The sequence below is a fragment of the Brevibacterium zhoupengii genome (assembly GCF_021117425.1).
Taxonomy (GTDB): Bacteria; Actinomycetota; Actinomycetes; order Actinomycetales; family Brevibacteriaceae; genus Brevibacterium; species Brevibacterium zhoupengii.
The window spans coordinates 1,703,824-1,721,351 of the sequence record NZ_CP088298.1 but is presented as its reverse complement, the minus strand read 5'-3'; the positions used below and the strand labels follow the sequence as shown (position 1 = coordinate 1,721,351).

At 57.5% G+C, this 17,528-nt stretch carries 10 protein-coding genes; 4 read left to right on the top strand and 6 right to left on the bottom strand.

Annotated elements, in window-relative coordinates; all coding sequences use genetic code 11:
* Positions 1–58: 58 nt before the first annotated feature.
* Together LQ788_RS07785 and LQ788_RS07780 are read right to left on the bottom strand one after the other, a co-directional pair.
* The gene (locus LQ788_RS07785) at positions 59–1,426 is read right to left on the bottom strand and encodes an MFS transporter (RefSeq protein WP_231446427.1); all 1,368 of its coding nucleotides are present in this window, start codon (positions 1,424–1,426) and stop codon (positions 59–61) included.
* Positions 1,427–1,497: 71 nt separating this feature from the next.
* Complete coding sequence (locus tag LQ788_RS07780) at positions 1,498–4,569, bottom strand: cytochrome P450 (RefSeq protein WP_231446425.1); 3,072 nt, start codon at positions 4,567–4,569, stop codon at positions 1,498–1,500.
* 202 nt (positions 4,570–4,771) lie between these two features.
* On the opposite strand from LQ788_RS07780, the gene LQ788_RS07775 reads away from it, so the two are divergent.
* On the top strand, positions 4,772–5,752 hold the full coding sequence (locus LQ788_RS07775) for a LysR family transcriptional regulator (RefSeq protein WP_231446417.1): 981 nt from the start codon (positions 4,772–4,774) through the stop codon (positions 5,750–5,752).
* A gap of 17 nt (positions 5,753–5,769) precedes the next feature.
* Here the strand turns inward: LQ788_RS07775 and LQ788_RS07770 are convergent, their stop codons facing one another.
* Genes LQ788_RS07770 through LQ788_RS07760 form a run of 3 tightly spaced genes read right to left on the bottom strand, consistent with a single transcriptional unit; the run spans position 5,770 to position 10,086 of the window.
* Positions 5,770–6,810 carry a hypothetical protein gene (locus LQ788_RS07770; RefSeq protein ID WP_231446415.1) on the bottom strand — a complete coding sequence of 347 codons (1,041 nt, stop codon included), beginning with the start codon at positions 6,808–6,810 and terminating at the stop codon, positions 5,770–5,772.
* On the bottom strand, positions 6,807–9,356 hold the full coding sequence (locus tag LQ788_RS07765; RefSeq protein ID WP_231446413.1) for a DUF3696 domain-containing protein: 2,550 nt from the start codon (positions 9,354–9,356) through the stop codon (positions 6,807–6,809). Before LQ788_RS07765 ends, LQ788_RS07770 begins: the two co-directional genes overlap by 4 nt.
* A 16-nt stretch (positions 9,357–9,372) precedes the next feature.
* Positions 9,373–10,086, bottom strand: coding sequence for an 8-oxoguanine DNA glycosylase OGG fold protein (locus LQ788_RS07760; RefSeq protein WP_231446411.1), 714 nt, complete (start codon positions 10,084–10,086; stop codon positions 9,373–9,375).
* Positions 10,087–10,342: 256 nt separating this feature from the next.
* On the opposite strand from LQ788_RS07760, the gene LQ788_RS07755 reads away from it, so the two are divergent.
* The 3 genes from LQ788_RS07755 to LQ788_RS07745 are packed head-to-tail and all read left to right on the top strand — an operon-like array spanning position 10,343 to position 16,541.
* Positions 10,343–12,076 (top strand): type I restriction-modification system subunit M, encoded by a 1,734-nt coding sequence (locus LQ788_RS07755; protein WP_231446409.1) that lies wholly within the window; start codon positions 10,343–10,345, stop codon positions 12,074–12,076.
* Positions 12,073–13,290, top strand: a complete 1,218-nt coding sequence (locus LQ788_RS07750) for a restriction endonuclease subunit S (RefSeq protein WP_231446407.1) — start codon at positions 12,073–12,075, stop codon at positions 13,288–13,290. The genes LQ788_RS07755 and LQ788_RS07750 overlap by 4 nt, the downstream gene beginning before the upstream one ends.
* Entirely contained in the window at positions 13,290–16,541 is a 3,252-nt protein-coding gene (locus LQ788_RS07745) for a type I restriction endonuclease subunit R (RefSeq protein WP_231446399.1), read from the top strand. Before LQ788_RS07750 ends, LQ788_RS07745 begins: the two co-directional genes overlap by 1 nt.
* Before the next feature lie 65 nt (positions 16,542–16,606).
* On the opposite strand, the gene LQ788_RS07740 is transcribed toward LQ788_RS07745, so the two are convergent.
* A complete protein-coding gene (locus tag LQ788_RS07740; RefSeq protein WP_231446397.1) occupies positions 16,607–17,422 on the bottom strand; it encodes a PaaX family transcriptional regulator in 816 nt (271 codons plus the stop codon).
* Positions 17,423–17,528: the final 106 nt, after the last annotated feature.

Sequence of the window (17,528 nt, the reverse complement as noted above, 5' to 3'; positions counted from 1 at the left end):
ATGCAACTAGCGGAGGATTTGGCATAGGCTTCTTTCTGGAACGCGTCCATCTTTGCCGCTATGCTCGTTTTGTCCCAAACCGCCAGACCCCAACGCTCTGCTCCGCCTCATTGCCCACAGACAGGTCGATCCCCTTCCGGTCACGCACCAGCGACACAGCGATCAGCGAGATCACGGACATTCCGACGAGGTAGACAGACACCGAAGCCGTCGTTCCGGTCGCCTGTAGCAGGGCCTGCGCGATCGTCGGGGCGAAGGCGCCGCCGATGACAGCACCCAACGCGTAGGAGATCGCTACGCCGCTGAACCGGATCGATGCTGGGAACAGCTCGACGTAGAGTGCCGCCTGCGGGCCGTACGACAGCCCCAGGCCGATCGAGAAGATGCCGAGAGACAGGTACATCAATCCAAGAGAACCGGTGTCGATGAGCCAGAACAGTGGGAATGCCGTGGCAATGAGAATCACGAACCCGATCACATAGGTCCGCACCCGCCCAATGCGGTCAGCAAGCACGCCGGAGACCGCCGTCGAGACTAGCCATACGAACGAGCCGAACGTGATCGCCAGCAGCACGTCAGTCTGGGAGAAGCCCACCGCATCGGTGGTCGCATACTTCGTGACGAATCCACCGGTCGTCATGTAACCGCTGGCATTGTTGCCCGCGAAGATCAGTGCAGCGACCAGCACCAAGGGCAGATGCTTCTTCAGCAGCACGAGGATCGGGGCCTTGCGCTTGGCCGCCTCGGCGTTCATCTCCTGGAACACTGGAGTGTCCTCCACAGACCGGCGCACCCAGTAGCCGACGCCGATGAGTACCACCGAGAGCAGGAATGGAATCCTCCAGCCCCACTCCATGAACGCCTCCCCTGGTGAGATAACGCCGGTCATCAGAGCAATGACGCCCGATGACAGCAGCATGCCCAACGGCACGCCCAACTGCGGATACGATCCTGCCCGGCCACGATTCGAATCGTCGGCATGCTCAACGGCCAGCAGTGCCGCACCGCCCCATTCGCCACCGGCTGAAAGTCCTTGGAGGATCCGCAGCAGGATGAGCAAGATCGGTGCGGTCACGCCGATCGTCTCGTAGGTGGGAATGACGCCGATGAGCGCTGTGGCCACTCCCATCGTGATAAGAGTGACGACGAGGATGAACCGACGACCCAGCTTGTCCCCGTAGTGCCCGGCCAGGAATGCGCCGACGGGCCGGAACAGGAACGAGATCCCGATCGTCGCGAATGCGAGCAACTGGCCCACGCCCTCCCCCGCAGGTGCGAAGTACAGGTGCGCGAACACCAGGGCCGCGGCTGTCGAGTACGTGAAGTAGTCGTACCATTCGATCGTCGTTCCGATGAGCGCGGCGAAGGCAACCTTGCGCTGGTTCTTCTTCTGCGCCGGCGGCGTTGTTTGGGTAGTAGCAGTCATATGAACGTCCTTGTTCTGATGTGTTGTGTCGTTCGCGGTGTATCAGCAGTGATGCAGAGGTACGGCCCGGCTCAGGCCCGCACGAGTTCCGTGGTCAGGTTCGTCAGCACTCCTTCCGCCCATTCGCTGGCGGCCTCCGCTGCGGGCACGGGTCCCCCAGCGTCGTGACGACCGTATTCGCCAACTCTGGTTGCGCCGCGAGCCTCGAGTGCTTCGGTGAGCAGCTCACTGCCGCGCGAGTACGTCTTTGTGTAGCTGGCATCGCCCATCCCGAACACGGCGAATCGCACTCCCCCGAGGTCGACGTCCGATGCTCTCAGCTCACCGTAGAACCGTGTGGCCGAGCTGGGGACGTCACCGTCCCCATACGTCGAACTCACGAGCAGGTAGAACCGTTCCGGGTCCAAGTCCCCTGGAGACACCGTTGCCAGATCGGAGATCTCCAGGTCCGAACGCTCACCCAGGAACGTGCCCAGTTCCTCGGCGACGAGTTCTGCGTTGCCTGATTCCGTGCCGAAGAGAATGGTCACTGGCACTCCCGGTGTCAGATCCTTCGCGGCACTCGCCGAGGCGACCGTGAGCTGCTCGTCGAGGCTGTCGTCCCGTGCAGCATCCAGCAGCTCTGCTCGAGTTCTGATCTTGGCGCGGCACCGTCCGACACCGGCGCCGAGGCGCTCCTTGAGGTCGATCCGGCGCCACCCGTTGAAGTCGGTGGCGTTTTCATGCGGGTCGATGCCTGGTGCACCGGTCGAGATCGACCCTGCGGTCACCTCGGCGGCAATGGTCGCGGCCAAGGCGCGAGCGTCGGTGCGCTGGTCGGGGATGGTGCCGCGGCCGTTGCCCTTGAGCCAGCCAATGGCGAAGAGGCCGTCGCTGATCTTCCCGTCGGCGGGGATGGGCGAGACGGGGCAGATGCCTTGCTTCGCGACTGTCATCGGGTCGCGGACGAAGCCGATGGCGGTAATGACCGAGTCCACATCCAGGTGAACCTTCTCACCAGCATGGGTGAAGTCGATGCCGGCGACAGCACCAGCCGGGTCCGAAGACGACGAGCCACCGACAGAGGACCCAGAGAGCTGTTCCGGGGTGCTCGCGAACCACCAGTGCAGCTCAATCTCCTTCCCCGCAGCATCGCCCTGATCCGAGCCACCACCAGCCCGATTCGCCGGATCAAGCAGATCGCGCAGCGCGTCGAGCTTCGCGTCCTTGCCGACGGGAACCGAGTCCAGATCGACTCCATGGAGCACATGGGTCAGTCCCGGCACGCGGGCGAGCTCGCGGATCATGACGGGGTCGAACTTCGCGGCACGTGGTTCGGAGCGGCCGATGACGTCGATGCGGGCGATGTCGCTTCGCAGCGAGCCGTGGATGAAGTCATCGATGTCGCTGCCCTCGAGCGTCTCCGACTGGCAGGTGAGCAGGCGGAGGATATCGATGGCGACATTGCCCTGTCCGACGACGGCGACCCGCGACCCGAGCACAAGAGGTTCAGCGAGGGACGAATCGGCGTCGATTTCGTCGGGGTGGCCGTTGAGCAGGCGGGTGATGGTGCCGGCTCGGTAGACGTGCTTGAGCTCGGTGCCGGGGATGTCGAGGGGACGGTCGTGGGAGAGACCGCTGGCGAGGACCACTGCGTCGTAGTTGGCTTTGAGTTCGTCCATGGTCACGTCGGCGCCCAGGTCGGTATTGCCGATGAACGTCGCCCGGGGATCGGCGAAGAGGCGGTCGAACTGGGTGGACACGGATTTGGTGCCCTGGTGGTCGGCGGCGACGCCGTAGCGCAGCAGTCCGTAGGGAACGGGCAGCCGGTCGTAGACGTCGGCGGTGGATCCGGGCACCTGGCGCAGGATCTCCTTCGCGCTGAAGCAGCCGGCCGGTCCGGCACCGATGACCGCCACTTTCGGTCCCTTCCCTTCGGCTGATGTCGATTCCCCTGCCGAGGCGGCTCCCCCGCTGGCTGCGACCCCGTAGTTGGGTCCGTCGCTGGCCTTGGACCAGGTGACGGGGAGGTTGAGCATTCCGCGAAAGACCCAGCCGCCCACGCGGGTTTCCTGGGTCTCATCGATGGCGAGACCTTCGAGGCTGTTGAACAGCAGGGGCAGGGCCACCTCGGCGATTTCGGCTCTTGCCGCCCAGTTGCCCAGGCATACGTGGACGCCCTTGCTGAAGGCCAGGTGGGGTTTGGCTTCGCGGTGGATGTCGAACTGATCGGCTCGGTCCCAGATGGTTTCGTCGCGGTTGGCCGAGAGCACGCAGATGCCCAGTTTCGCGCCGGCGGGCAGGTGGGTGCCGGCGAACACGGTGTCCTGGGTGGTCTGGCGGGAGTACATGCCGATGGGGGCTATCCAGCGGATGGTCTCTTCGAACACGGTCGGCCACAGTGCGAGGTTGGCGATGGCGGCGGTGCGCTGTTCGGGGTGGTGGAACATGGCCAGGGCTGCCACGCCGAGGGCGTCGCGGGGTTCGTTGAGTCCGCCGCCGATGGTCATCTTGATGTTCGCGCGGATCTTCTCGATCGGCATGATGTCGCCGGGCATGGACAGCAGTCCGGAGATGAGCGAGTCGTCGCGGTGGGTGAGGTGGTATTCGAGCATCTCGTCCAGGGCTGCGTCGACTTCGTTGAAGGACTTCTCGCCCTTGGCCCAGACCTCGGGGTCGTCGGCGTAGTTGCCGGTGGCGTCGATGAGGGTCTGGGACCAGCGCTGGAGGTCGGATTGGTCGACGTTGTAGAGGCCGAGCATGCGTCGGAGGGTCTCGGCGGCGTAAGGCGCGGCGAAGTCCCAGATGAGGTCGGCGCCGGGGCCTTTGTCGATGAGTTTGGTCAGCAGGTCCTCGGCGACTTCGCGGTACATCTTCGTCCAGACGCGTTTGACGTAGCCGGGTTTGAGGACGGTCTGCCACGCGCGGCGCTGTTCGTAGTGTTCGGGGTCGTCGCGGCGGAGCATGGAGTGGCCCATGGCGCGGATCTGCAGGGAGCCCTCTTCGTCGGCGGAGAAGATCTCCTGGTTGTGTTCGGTGGCACTGACGGCGTCGTAGCTGGTGATGAGGTAGCGGTTGACTGCGGGCACCCAGTGGACGCCGCCTTCGGCACGGAGTCGTTCGTAGATCGGGAACGGATCCTCGTAGAGTTCCGGAATGGTCACCCAGTCCGCCACCGGCGCCGAGGTGGTCGCTTGGTTCGTGTTCATGTGGAGCCCGGAAGTCATCGTCGTCTCCCCCTCATCGTTGAGTTCGTGATGCTGTTGTCTTTTGCAGTCGGTGTGACTGCGTTCACAGTCCAGTGTGCGACGAGTGATATAAAAGGAAAAGCGGAATTAATCTGACTACTAGTCCGGAAAAGCGGATATGTACATTGACCAGGTCCCGAACTTCTCATTGCGCCAGCTTTCGTATCTCGTCACGGCGGCTCGCTTGGGTACGATCTCGGCTGCGGCGGCCGAGCTGCACGTCTCGTCCTCGGCGATCTCCGACTCAATCACTGCACTCGAGCATGAGATGGGTGCACAGCTGTGCATCCGGAAGAAGGCGCATGGTCTGGTGCTGACGGCGGCGGGCAAGCAGGTGGCGGCACGGGCGACAAGTCTCATCAATGAGGCGAATGAACTCGAGCGTGATCTCAAGACCAGCGATGGCGAGTTGGCGGGGCCGATCACCATCGGCTGCTATCCGACGCTGGCGCCGATGATCCTGCCGGTACTATTGGCCGAGTTCGGCGAGCAGCATCCACGGGTGAGCCTGGAGATCGTCGAGACGACGCAGGACAAGCTGGCGGGGAAACTGGAGTCAGGTGAGATCGATGTGGCTTTCGTCTATGAGACGCTCATCCCGGGAACGCCCAACCACGCGCAGCTTTTTGCACAACCGGCGCATGTCATCCTGGCGGCCGATGACCCGTTCGCCTCACGAGAGATGGTTCGCCTTGAGGACTTAGTGGAGAGGGACATGATCCTCCTCGACTCTCCCCCGTCGAGCCAGCACACGCTGTCGATGTTCACTGCCCGCGGCCTGCAGCCGAAGATCCGCCACCGAACGACCAGCTACGAGGTGGTGCGGACTCTCGTGGGACGCGGACTTGGGTACGGAGTGCTGGTGCAGCGGCTCAACAATACTTCGAGCTATGAGGGGTATCCGCTGGTGGTGAAGGAAATTGAGCCGGCAGTCGAGCCGGTTGCTGTTGAGGTGATCTGGCCCGCAAGCCGCGCGATCTCGAACAGAACACATACGTTAATCGAGTTTGCGACGAATTTCTACACAACCAATCAAAGAGGAATTACACCATTAGCTTCAATTCCGAAAAAAGCAAAAAGGGCAGAATCACCAAAATAGAATAAACTGCAAGAATACTATTTAACTATAGTAAAGAGCGTAGTACTGGAGCCTTCAACCGCCGAGTCGTAAGTTCGACGAAATTCGCGGACAGAAGACGGTGTATAACGGTACGAAAAATTCATAACATCACGTAGTCTAGGACGAGAAAGCCGGTCGAGACCGGCAGGCAAATCTATAACCTGACCAGAACTAAATCCAATATGACGGTCATGATGCATAATTCTTCTATTAGCGACCACAAAACAATTTAATTCATCAATACCAGTCAACCTACCATCAAATTTTTCAAACAACATATCTGCAATCGCAGCAGGATCACTCGGCAATCCACCAATTCTCGAATCACCCGCCGCACCAACCAAAGAAATGCTACGAACCGCACCTCCCGACGAATCAACCTTGTCAACAAACCACGCTAAATGTTCTTTACTTGGTGTCGAGTCCGAGGATCTACGCCACATCTCGCTATATAAATACGAATCGTAAATGACAATCTCATGACTCGATCGTGCCAGAGGAGCAAACAGGTCCTCCCACACAACATCTCGCGGCGTTCCTGCAGAAAATACGCCATCATCGACCATTGAAACCAACTTCTGAACCAAAGCAGAAGAGGAAGCAGTTACCGAAGTAACAAATTCAACATCGTCACTGGCCGAGTGAACACCGTCCTCATCGGTAAAAATAGACTCATAATCAACTTCCGGAATGATTGCCAAAATTGGAGCCACACTACGAAACGACGCAACAATCATAGGGTCCGTCAACTTAACGAAATCTGTGTCTATTGGTGGCGTCGCTGTGGTGAATCGCCTTTGCTTACGGAGATAAATCAGAAATTCACGCCAGTTCTTCTTTTCATCCGTAGTTAGCGCCTCAGAACTGATAAACTGAACCAGCTTCAAAGCCTCACTATCGTTCATCTGAACAACTCCACAGAACCTTCTAATCATCTCAAAAAGATGCATCTGAAGAGTCCTGGCGGCGATTCCCTTACGGGCTTTAGAAATGTCTCCAATTGCTTCTGGAGCGAGGGAAAGATTGATCAGCATCATATATCACCAAAAATCTCGTCAAACTGTTCGTCAAAGAAGCCATTCGGCCACGAGTCGATAAACTCACCACTCGAATCCAGTCTTAGCTCCTGAACAAATCCCGTACCGTCAGGATTCTGATCTACATATAAAACCGCCACGTCGTCAGAAGACAGGACTCCCTCCCTAATCCTTCTTTGCACGCGGAGAACCAGCGTTTCACTGTGAGTTTCGGCAATTACTTGATTTGCTCGGCCCGAGGCCGATGTCGATTCAATTAGCAAGTCCGCAAGTTCAGCCTGCATCGCGGGATGCAAATGAATTTCTGGCTGCTCAATCAAAACAATCGAATCCATCCTCACAAGCAGTTCAGTAACGATAGGCAAAACTTGAGAGATACCAAATCCGACATCAGCAGGTGTCACTTGTATGCCGGACCGGCTATCAGTCAACAGCATAGAGGCCATGTCACCGACAGCATCTCTATATTCCGGACGAATCGGATTGACAACATCAAGCTCATAATTCGTCCCCAGGCGAGACAGCCACCTCGAAACTTCCATCCGTTCGGATTCATTGTCCAATAGGTAGAAAGGCATGTCCAAACGGCCGGAAGCTTCAACCCTATGGCTAAATCTTGAAGGAGATTGCCTCAATGGGCCTATATATGACATACGATTGACCAGATTATATAACTCTTCACCCACCGCAGACCAATATGCTAGACCACGATTTAGATACGAACCATATAAGCCGCGCCTGAAATCCGAATCAAAATGGGAAATTTTAGTCACAATGTTTCGAGAAATACTGTGCAAACGCAGGTTTGAAAGCGAGATCGGAATAGAGAATATTTTCTCCCGATTTAGTTTTTGGGCAAGTCTCTTTCCTTGACCACCTTTAGTAGGTTTATTTGGAGGGTAGTATGCGAGATCCTGAAACGTCGTTCCTACGAATGTCTCAATGGCATCAGTGGGAAGATTCAGCGTGTCCGGCTCGTCGGAGTTTCCCGTCAACTCAATAGTCTTTTCACCTAGTCCCACGCATAGGCTGCTCGGAAATTGTGACGACGCCGAATTTACGTTGCTCCACCCAACAGATACATACCTATTTTCACTCGGACTGGGCACAACATGATCCGAATCGATCTTGGGATTAGAGGAAAACTTCACGCCAATTTTCAGCGTTTTATCACGATTGTGGTTATTTAGTACACCGGCATACGAGCCCAGGTCAATAACCTGACCGGACGCAGCGAATTCGTTCGCGTGAACGGATTGCTTCAGTAACAGAAGTGATTGTAGAACGCTCGATTTACCTGCTGAATTTTTTCCGTAAACTACGGTAAGAGGTCGTAGCGGAATTTCAGTCTCTTCGCTTATGCTCTTGAAGTTCTCCAGAATGACCGAAGAGAGGAATCGACCAGGCGATTCGGGTCTTAATGTTTGTTCAGTAGGCGGCTCGGAAAGGTATCGCCTGGGTAACGGCCCATGAACCAGTAGCTCCTCTGCGGCGATTATGCTGGTCTGCCAATTTGGCGTCTGGGGCGTAACCCCTTGCAACAGCCATTCCTTGATCGCCGTTGAACTTGGGCTAACATGCCTGCTGACCAAGTCAGCAGCATTGCATACGAGCACTTTTCCCCGCTTGTGACTTGACTTGTCACGATCAAGTACCAGAACTGTCGCTCCAATTTGTGTCCCCGGTATGAGCCCTGGAGGGATCGCAATCGATGCATCAAGCCAATCATTCTCGATGATGTAGCTGATAGCCGTTGATTTTCGAGCCTGAATAGTTATCGATCGCTGTGGCACAACGATGACCGCTTTTCCTGCTGGGGCCATCGAATCGGCAACCAAACGGAGCCAGGCATTGTCACCGTCTATCTGCCCTCGAGGCGAATGCCCCTGAACCAGACGTGGATCAACTTCGCTGGCGCTAGGACGAAGCCCAAAGGGAGGTTGAACGACGATTTGATCCCATTTCGCAGTTGGCCCATCAGTAAGAGAATTTGAGCAACGGATCTCGACATGTTTATAGCCGTGTATCCGTAGGCGCATTTCGGCGACGTCTGCAGATCCGGAGTGGAGCTCAGTCCCTACAATTTTTGCGGTCTTGGGCGCACCCATTGAGAGAAGAGTGCCACCAAATCCGCAGGCAGGATCGAAAACACTCTCAGGAGGTTCAATTATTTCACCGAGGAACGAGTTCAGGACTTCGGATGACTGATACTCCTGTCGGGCTCTCCCCAACACAGTCAGGCTGGCTTCAAGGACCAGTTCGAAGATTTCGGCGAATACACCTGGCTTGCTGACCGCTCGAACCAAATCTTCGAGATGTGCCCTAACGATATCCGCCAGTTCCGGTTCGGCTACTTTATAGCTCTGGAATCTATGCTCGAGCTCCCGTTTGCATGAGCTACCGTCTCCTGCAGCTAGCCAAAGGCCGAAAACTTCGCGTAGAGCAACGTCGGCTACCTTTTCGGATGAGTAGTTTCGGAATCTGTCAAAAATCGACCAAATGGCTCGCCGCAACGGGTCGTCGTTTGAACTGTTAACTGAAGGCATGCACCTATTCCCTAACTTATCCGCGCATATGCGCTCGCTGACCATGCTTGAAGAGAACGTACTCGACGACATCGCCAGGTAGATCGGCGTCGAGATGCGAACGCACTTGATCCACCAATTTGATGTAGCCGGCGTACTGTGCGGAACCCCAGCCCCAGGAGTCCCAATTCAGCGACGCAGCAACATACTGATCCAGAATCAGTGGGGTATTCGTCGTCCGCGACAATCTGTCGTGGCTATAAAAGTACAGCAACTTGGTGAAGAAGGCAGGACCGAGGTGCTTTAGTTTCGCTTGGTCGTAATTGTTGAATGCGGAGTAACCCACTCGCGGGTCGAAATCTGATTCGCGAAGTGTTTCCAACGCGCCGAGAATTCTATCGCTGGCATCGTCGGCCTCGAGGACTCGGAGGCCACGGCTGACGCCTCGGGCAAAGGTCCCCACACCCCAGGAATACACTGCGACGAAGAAGTTCAGCGCATCGAGGGGTGTCTCGACTTCACGGCCCAATCCAAAAAGGTCCGAACGCGATATGGTCCGTCGCCCGGTTCCATCTAGACCGTCAAGACTCAAAATGGATAAGGAATCGATGTCCAATTGTTCGGGCCAGCGTTTGCGCCAGTGCTGAGGATAGAACGAAATCGCCTGAGCATGAACCGTCTCTGATGAAGGCGCTTCTTCGTCCGTCACAAACATCTCGACAATCTCCGCGGCGTTTAGGGACACAGTCATTGGTGCTCCTCGTCGATCGAGTGAGAATCCAGCGTGTATCGCCCACTATGCCAGGTCTGTGTGCTCGACTACTTCAACAAGACCCAGGGCTGCACCCGCGAGTCGTTCTGAAGACATCTGCTTTGTTCAGTCACTCCGCAGCTCCCGCTGGTGCACACAGCAAATGACTAGATCTGTCGTGACACCATCATGTCTGTGCCTTGATCAATGAGTACGATGAGTTACGTCGCATAATTCAATCAAGACAGGAACATGAATGAGCAATTTGGGGCCCTTCGTCTGGTCGATCGCTGACCAGCTCCGCGGCGTGTATAAACCGCATCAATACGGAAGCATCGTCCTCCCCTTCACGATCCTCCGCCGCCTGGACGCGCTCATGGCCACGAATCGCGACACTATGCGACATTTAGCTTCCAAACACACTGGCGGTGTCCTCGACGCACAAATGCGCAAGGCCACAGGGCTGTCGTTCTACAACACAAGCCAGTACGACTTCGACCGACTGTTGAAGGATCCCGACCAGCTGCGTGAGAACCTCATTGAGTACGTCACGAGTTTCTCTTCGAACATCGACGTCTTCGAACAGTTCGGGTTCGAGCAGGTTATCAGCACGCTTGACGAGAACAACCGTTTGTACCTCGTCGTTGAAAAATTCGCAGGTGTGAACCTGCACCCAAAGGCGATTTCCAACGCCGAGATGGGAGATCTCTACGAGCACCTTATCTATAAATTCGCGGAAGCCTCCAACGAGGAAGCCGGCGAGCACTACACACCTCGCGATGCGATTCGCCTGATGGTCGATCTGCTCTTCGCCGAAGAGCAGGAATCACTCCTCGGCGAGGGCGTCGTGCGCACGGTCTATGACCCGACTGCAGGCACAGGCGGCATGCTTTCAGTCGCAGAAGAACGACTGAGCGAACGCAATCCCAACGCGAGGCTGACGTTGTTCGGGCAGGAGATTAACGGGCAGTCGTACGCCATCTGCAAATCGGACATGATCTCCAAAGGCCAGGACATTGGCAACATCCGCCGCGGCGACACCCTTATTGACGACCACTTCTACAAGCGCACTTTCGACTTCTGCCTCTCCAACCCTCCCTATGGTGTGGACTGGAAAGCCGCGGAGAAGGTCGTCAAGGAAGAACACCGCACTGGCGGCAATGGCCGATTCAATGCGGGACTTCCGCCCGTCGGCGACGGACAGATGCTATTCCTACAGCACCTAGTCAGCAAGATGCGCCCCGCCCACGAGGGTGGCGGCCGCGCCGGCATAGTCCTGAACGGCTCTCCACTATTCACCGGCGCAGCTGAGTCGGGACCGAGCAAGATTCGCCAGTGGTTGCTCGAAGAAGACCTCGTCGATTCGATCATCGCGCTGCCCACGGACATGTTCTTCAACACCGGCATCGCCACCTTTATCTGGGTCCTCGACAACAACAAGCAGCCCGAACGTCAGGGCACAGTCCAATTGATCGATGCGAGTGGCATGTGGACGAAGATGCGCAAGGGAATGGGATCTAAACGCCGCGAAATTTCCATGGGCCAGCGGGACGAAATCGTAGCGCTCTACGACGCCCACGATGACAGCGAGACCTCGAAGATCATGCCCACCGACGAGTTCGGCTACTGGACAATTACAGTGGAGCGCCCTCTGCTGGATGACGACGGCGAGATCGCGCGCGACCGCAAGGGCAAGCCGAAGCCGGACAGCAAAAAGCGCGACACCGAGAACGTGCCCTTCACCTACGGCGGCAACACTGACGGTGCTGACGGCAAGGACACGACCATCGAGGCGTACTTTGCCGCCGAGGTCGCACCGCACGTACCCGATGCCTGGGTCGATGAGAAGAAGACGAAGGTGGGCTACGAAATCCCCTTCACGCGAATCTTCTACAAGTACGTGCCGCCCCGACCTCTGGAGGAGATCGACAAGGACCTCGAGGCGAAGATCGCGAAGATCCTCACCATGCTGAAGGCGGTGGAGGCATGAGTATGCCTCTCGGAAAGCTCGTCAACGTTAACCCGCCAACACCGGAGTTTCTCGACTATCGGGACGCGGAAGTCACATTCCTGCCACTAGCGGCTGTTTGGCCCTATGGGCGTGCAGACGTTTCGGGTCGCGCGATCGCTGCAAAAGTAGCTGGAGGGTACACACAGTTCCGAAACGGCGACGTTCTCGTCCCAAAAATCACGCCAACCTTCGAAGCTGCGAGGGCGATCGTGGCCGACCTCGAGACGCCACTTGGTGCGGGCACTACTGAGCTGCACGTCCTTCGCGCACTTCCAGGTGTAGACGCTAGATTCATCGCCTACGTGACCCGATCTTTGCCATTCTTGCAAGAAGGTGCCACAACGCTGCAGGGCGTCGGGAATCTTCGTCGTGTGCCCTCTGATTGGCTTACCAAGTTCCCGGTCCTGATTACCGACCTCGAAGAGCAGCATGACATCGCCGACTACCTCGATCGCGAGACCAATCGGATCGACGAGCTGATCGCCGAGCAGCGCGGCCTTATCGAAACATTGCGGGAGCGACGGGATGCCGGGTGGTCGTCCCTATACGAAAGAGCGATTTCTGTCGGTCGAATGATTCAGGTTCGACGAGTCCTCGAGTCCATCGTTGACGGCCCGTTCGGCTCGTCCCTAACAAGTGCGCACTACTCCGACGAAGGTGCGCGAGTAGTCCGGCTTGGAAATATTGGGATAAACGATTTCCGTGACGAAGATCAGGCGTTTGTTTCGCTGGAATACGCCGCAAAACTCAGCTCTCACGCAGCTCGTCCGGGCGATGTCGTCATCGCGGGGCTTGGTGACGAAAGGTGGCCGCTAGGCCGCGCTGCCGTTTTGCCCGAAATGGGTCCTGCCATCGTGAAGGCTGACTGTTACCGAGCGCGGCCGAATAGTTTGGTATCCGCTCAATACCTTGCCTGGGCACTTTCAGCTCCGGCGTCGCGACGACAGATGGCGCTTTTGGCGCGCGGTGCCACTCGAGCGCGGTTGAACACCTCTGTGGTCCGTGAAGTCACAATTCCGGTGCCGAGCCTTGAACAGCAGACGGAAATCGTACAAGCAGGCAAGGTGGATAACTCTCGTATCGACGCGCTCATTGCCGAGTCTGAAGAACTCATCGCGCTCTCGCAAGAGCGGCGAGTCGCGCTGATCACCGCTGCAGTCACCGGCCAATTTGACGTAAGGACGGCCGCCTGATGGCACAGCACAAGGAGATTGAGTTCGAGCGCGAGCTCTGCGAGTACCTCGAAGCGAACGGCTGGATCTACTCCGAGAACGACGACTTCTACGACGTTGAGCGCGCGCTGGTACCCGCAGATGTCTTCGCGTGGCTCCAGGAGACGCAATCAGCGGCGTTCGAGAAATTCGTCAAGCCCGGGTCACCGGACGAAGACAAACGCCAGCGGATGCTCCTCGATCGCCTCGTAGCCAGCCTTGATAAGTCGATGACCGATCGCGAGGGCGCCCTGCGCACTCTCCGCAAGGGCTTCAACGTGGCAGGCCTCGGCGCTGGTTCTGCGAAGTTCGACATGATGCAGGCTCGCCCGGAGACATCCCTCAACCCGGCGACGCTTGCCCGCTACAATGCGAACCGTCTGCGCGTCATGCGCCAAGTGCATTACGGCGACGGCAACAAATCCATCGACTTGGTGTTCTTCCTCAATGGTGTCCCAGTGGCCACTGCCGAGGTCAAGACCGAGAACACACAAACCGTCGAGAACGCGAAGGCCCAGTACAAGGCCCGCTCTCTCGGCGCGAGGGGTAAGAAACCCTATGCGCTGCTTGGCAACGGTACCCGAGCTCTAGTCCACTTCGCTGTGTCCGAGGACGAGGTCTGGATGACCACAAAGCTCGACGGGCCGAGGACCCGGTTCCTGCCGTTCAATCGCGGGACCGAGGACGGTGGTGCCGGCAATGCCCTCAATCCGAAGGGGCAGAGGACCGGGTACTTCTGGGAGCAAGTCCTGCAGCGCGACGCATGGCTGGCGATCTTATCTCGGTTCATCTGGATCTCCGAGTCCCGTACCAAAGACCGATCCGGGCGGCAGAAGCGTGCTTACACGCTGGTCTTTCCTCGCTTCCATCAGTGGGACGTCGTCGAAAAGCTTGAGCGTGCAGTGACAGCGCCCGACCCAGACCGGCGGTTCCTTATACAACACTCGGCCGGATCGGGTAAGACCAATTCAATCGCTTGGACCGCCCACCGGATGGCCCGGCTACAGGTCGATAATCAGAAGCTCTTCGACTCAGTCATCGTCGTCACCGACCGAAACGTGCTCGACGCGCAGTTGCAGGAAGCCATCCGACAGATCGACACCGACAGCCAATCAATCGTCGCCACGATCGACGATAAGACCATCCGAGACTCCGGCACCGGTTCCAAGTCTGGCGCATTGGCCCAGGCTCTGGAGTCCGGCAAGCTGATCATCGTCGTCACAATCCAAACATTCCCGTTCATCCTCGAACAGATTCAGAGCACTGACGTGTTCACTGGGAAGAGGTTTGCCGTCATCGCTGACGAAGCCCACTCTTCCCAGTCGGGACAGACTGCAGCAAAACTCAAGAGTGTCTTGACCTCGGAGCAGCAAGACGAGCTCGCTGAGACCGGTGAGGTCGAGGTCGACGCCGAGCAGATGATGATCAATCGGATGCTTTCGGATGACCTCAAAGCTCGAGCCAGTCACGAAGGCATCTCGTTCTTTGCATTCACGGCAACACCGAAGAAGAAGACACTGGAATTGTTCGGCCATCGCGACAACGACGAGGCAGAACCGAAGCCATTCCATCTCTACTCGATGAAACAGGCGATCGAAGAAGAGTTCATCCTTGACGTGCTGCGTGGCTACCGGACATACAAGATGTACTTCGACCTCGCCGAACGAATCGAGGGTGCACTCGACACCGAGGTCGAAGAGTCAAAAGCGAAGAAAGCTGTCATGCAGTGGGTACGGGTCAACCCGACCACGATCGCACAGAAGGCAGCTATCATCGTCGAGCACTTCCGCGAGAACGTCGCCCACCTGCTCGATGGAACTGCCAAGGCAATGGTCGTCTCCCCCAGTCGGCTCGGCGCAGTGCGGTACAAGCGCGAAATCGATCGCTACATCAAGGCGCGGGGTCTGGGCTACGAGACTCTGGTGGCATTCTCCGGCACTGTTGAAGACGCGGAGACCAGTGCGGAGCTCGGGTTGGAGTCACTGACTGAAGGCACTATGAACGCTGGTGTGCGCGACCTTCGCCAGGAGTTCAAGAGTGACCAATACCGGGTCATGATCGTCGCGAACAAGTTCCAGACTGGCTTCGACCAGCCGCTGCTGTGCGCGATGTACGTCGACAAGAAGCTCTCTGGCATCACTGCGGTTCAGACGCTTTCACGTTTGAACCGCACACATACAACCGCGAAGGGGACGAAGAAGACTGCGTTGACGACGCAGGTCGTGGATTTCGTCAATGACCCGGCCGATATCCAGGAGGCATTCGAGCCCTACTTCCTCGATGCCCAAATCGATGAGTCAACTGACCCGAACCTCATCTGGGACATTATCTCCAAACTCGACGGCGCGGACATTTACGAACTGGATGAGGTCGAGCAGGTGGCAAGTGCGTTCCTTCTCGAGGGCACCGGCAGAGGGTCGAAGGTCAATGGCAAGATCGCCGCCGGCCTAGGCCCAGCCAAGAAGCGCTATCGCGATCGGTTGAAACATGCCCAGTTGCGAGAAGACCGCATCGAACTTGACGAGCTCGAGATCTTCCGAAAAAATACGACATCCTTCTTGAGCTTCTATGACTTCATCACCCAGGTCGTCGACTACGAAGACCTGGAGCTAGCGAAGAAAGCGATCTATCTTCGACTTCTCGCACCGCACCTTCGCGACACTGAAGTGTCGGACAAGATTGACTTGTCCGACGTCGAGCTGACACGGTTGCAGCTTGTCGAAGAGCAGCCCGTCGATATCGACATCTCCGCAGGCGGGACCGTGACTGGGGCCTCTGCCGTCGCCAGTGCTGATCCACGGGACCCGAACTTGGTCGCCCTGCTGGAGGTCGTGCGTGAGCTCTCTGCTCTGCTCGGGGAATCCGAAGAGACCACCCGTGGTGCAGTGGCAACGATCGTGTCCAAGCTCGGCGAAGACGAGACTCTCGTGAAGCAGGCGCTTTCGAACAGTGAGAGCCAATTCCAGGAGAGTCCCGATCTTCACACTGGCACCGACGATGCTGTCCTCGCCGCTGGCGATGTGCTCAGCCGTTTCAGCGAGGTGATCTTCTCCGGCAACGAGTCGGCTGAGCGAGCAAGGCACCTGGTTGCACGGGCCTTTCACCGATTGCAGAACTCGGACCGAACATTTCCAAGCGTTATGTCGAATGCATCTCCTCAAGGGCCAGTTGATTTCAGAAATCCTCCTGAGCCCATACAGGTGCAAGTAGATGCAACTCGAATTGATCGCTGACCGCAGTTAGATCAGTAGATCTGCTCTTGTCGCTCGCCAGCAATTTGGACAGCCGTGGTTGCAGATCAATTCAGTGTGGATGAAGAATCCAACTCGCCATTTACGAATTTGTGCATTTGGGAGGCTTCTCTAGTGCACAATTCGTCATTTCCCGCACGAAATATCTCTCCCTGCGCAGTCCCAGGCCACCCCTCCGGAAGCAGGCGCCCCGGCAACTGCGGATCAGTCCGCGTCAACGTCAGCCAATCGAAGTGGAGCTCAACGCGCTTAACCAGCGCCTCCAACGGCGCAAGTGACTCAGGATCTACAGCACGCCATTTCTCGCCGAACGCTTCATAGTCGGCGGCCAACGCCTCCAGGTCGAACGCGCCAACCAGCGCCTCATTGGTAGTCGGAAGCTGCGTCATCCCATAGACGACAATCGGGGAGATCATTGACGCCTCCGGTCCTAGTATCGTGGCAACATCATGCGGTCCCGGCGCGACCCAAGGGCCGCCATCGAGCTGGGCGAAACCAGCCCACGACAGCCGCGACGCCATCTGGTGGCGCAACGTCCTCTTCGACTCCGGCACCTGGATACGCACGAAGGTCCACCTGCCATCCCAATCCTGTGGCTGCCAACCGGCAAACATCTTCTCCTGGCCCTCGCGCAGGATCGCCCGCCCCCGGTCAGAAAGCGTATAAAAGGTCTTTCGCCCCTCCTTGTGTCGCACGATGAACTTCTTTGCCGTCATGCGCTGCAGCACCGACCTCGCCGCCGACTCCCCTACCCCGAGCTTCACCATGACGAACACGATCGACGCACCACTCAGCGGCCTGGGGTCATCGAGCATGTGCAGGCCGGCGAGCGCGAAGAAGAGTGACTGAGGCTGAACCGTCATGCCCTTACTTTACGGTCTCCTACCGCCCTCGAACGATTAATGGATCGCAATTCATTGACGTGACAACGTTATGTTGCATAGTATCGATACGGGTCCGGTCAGCGAC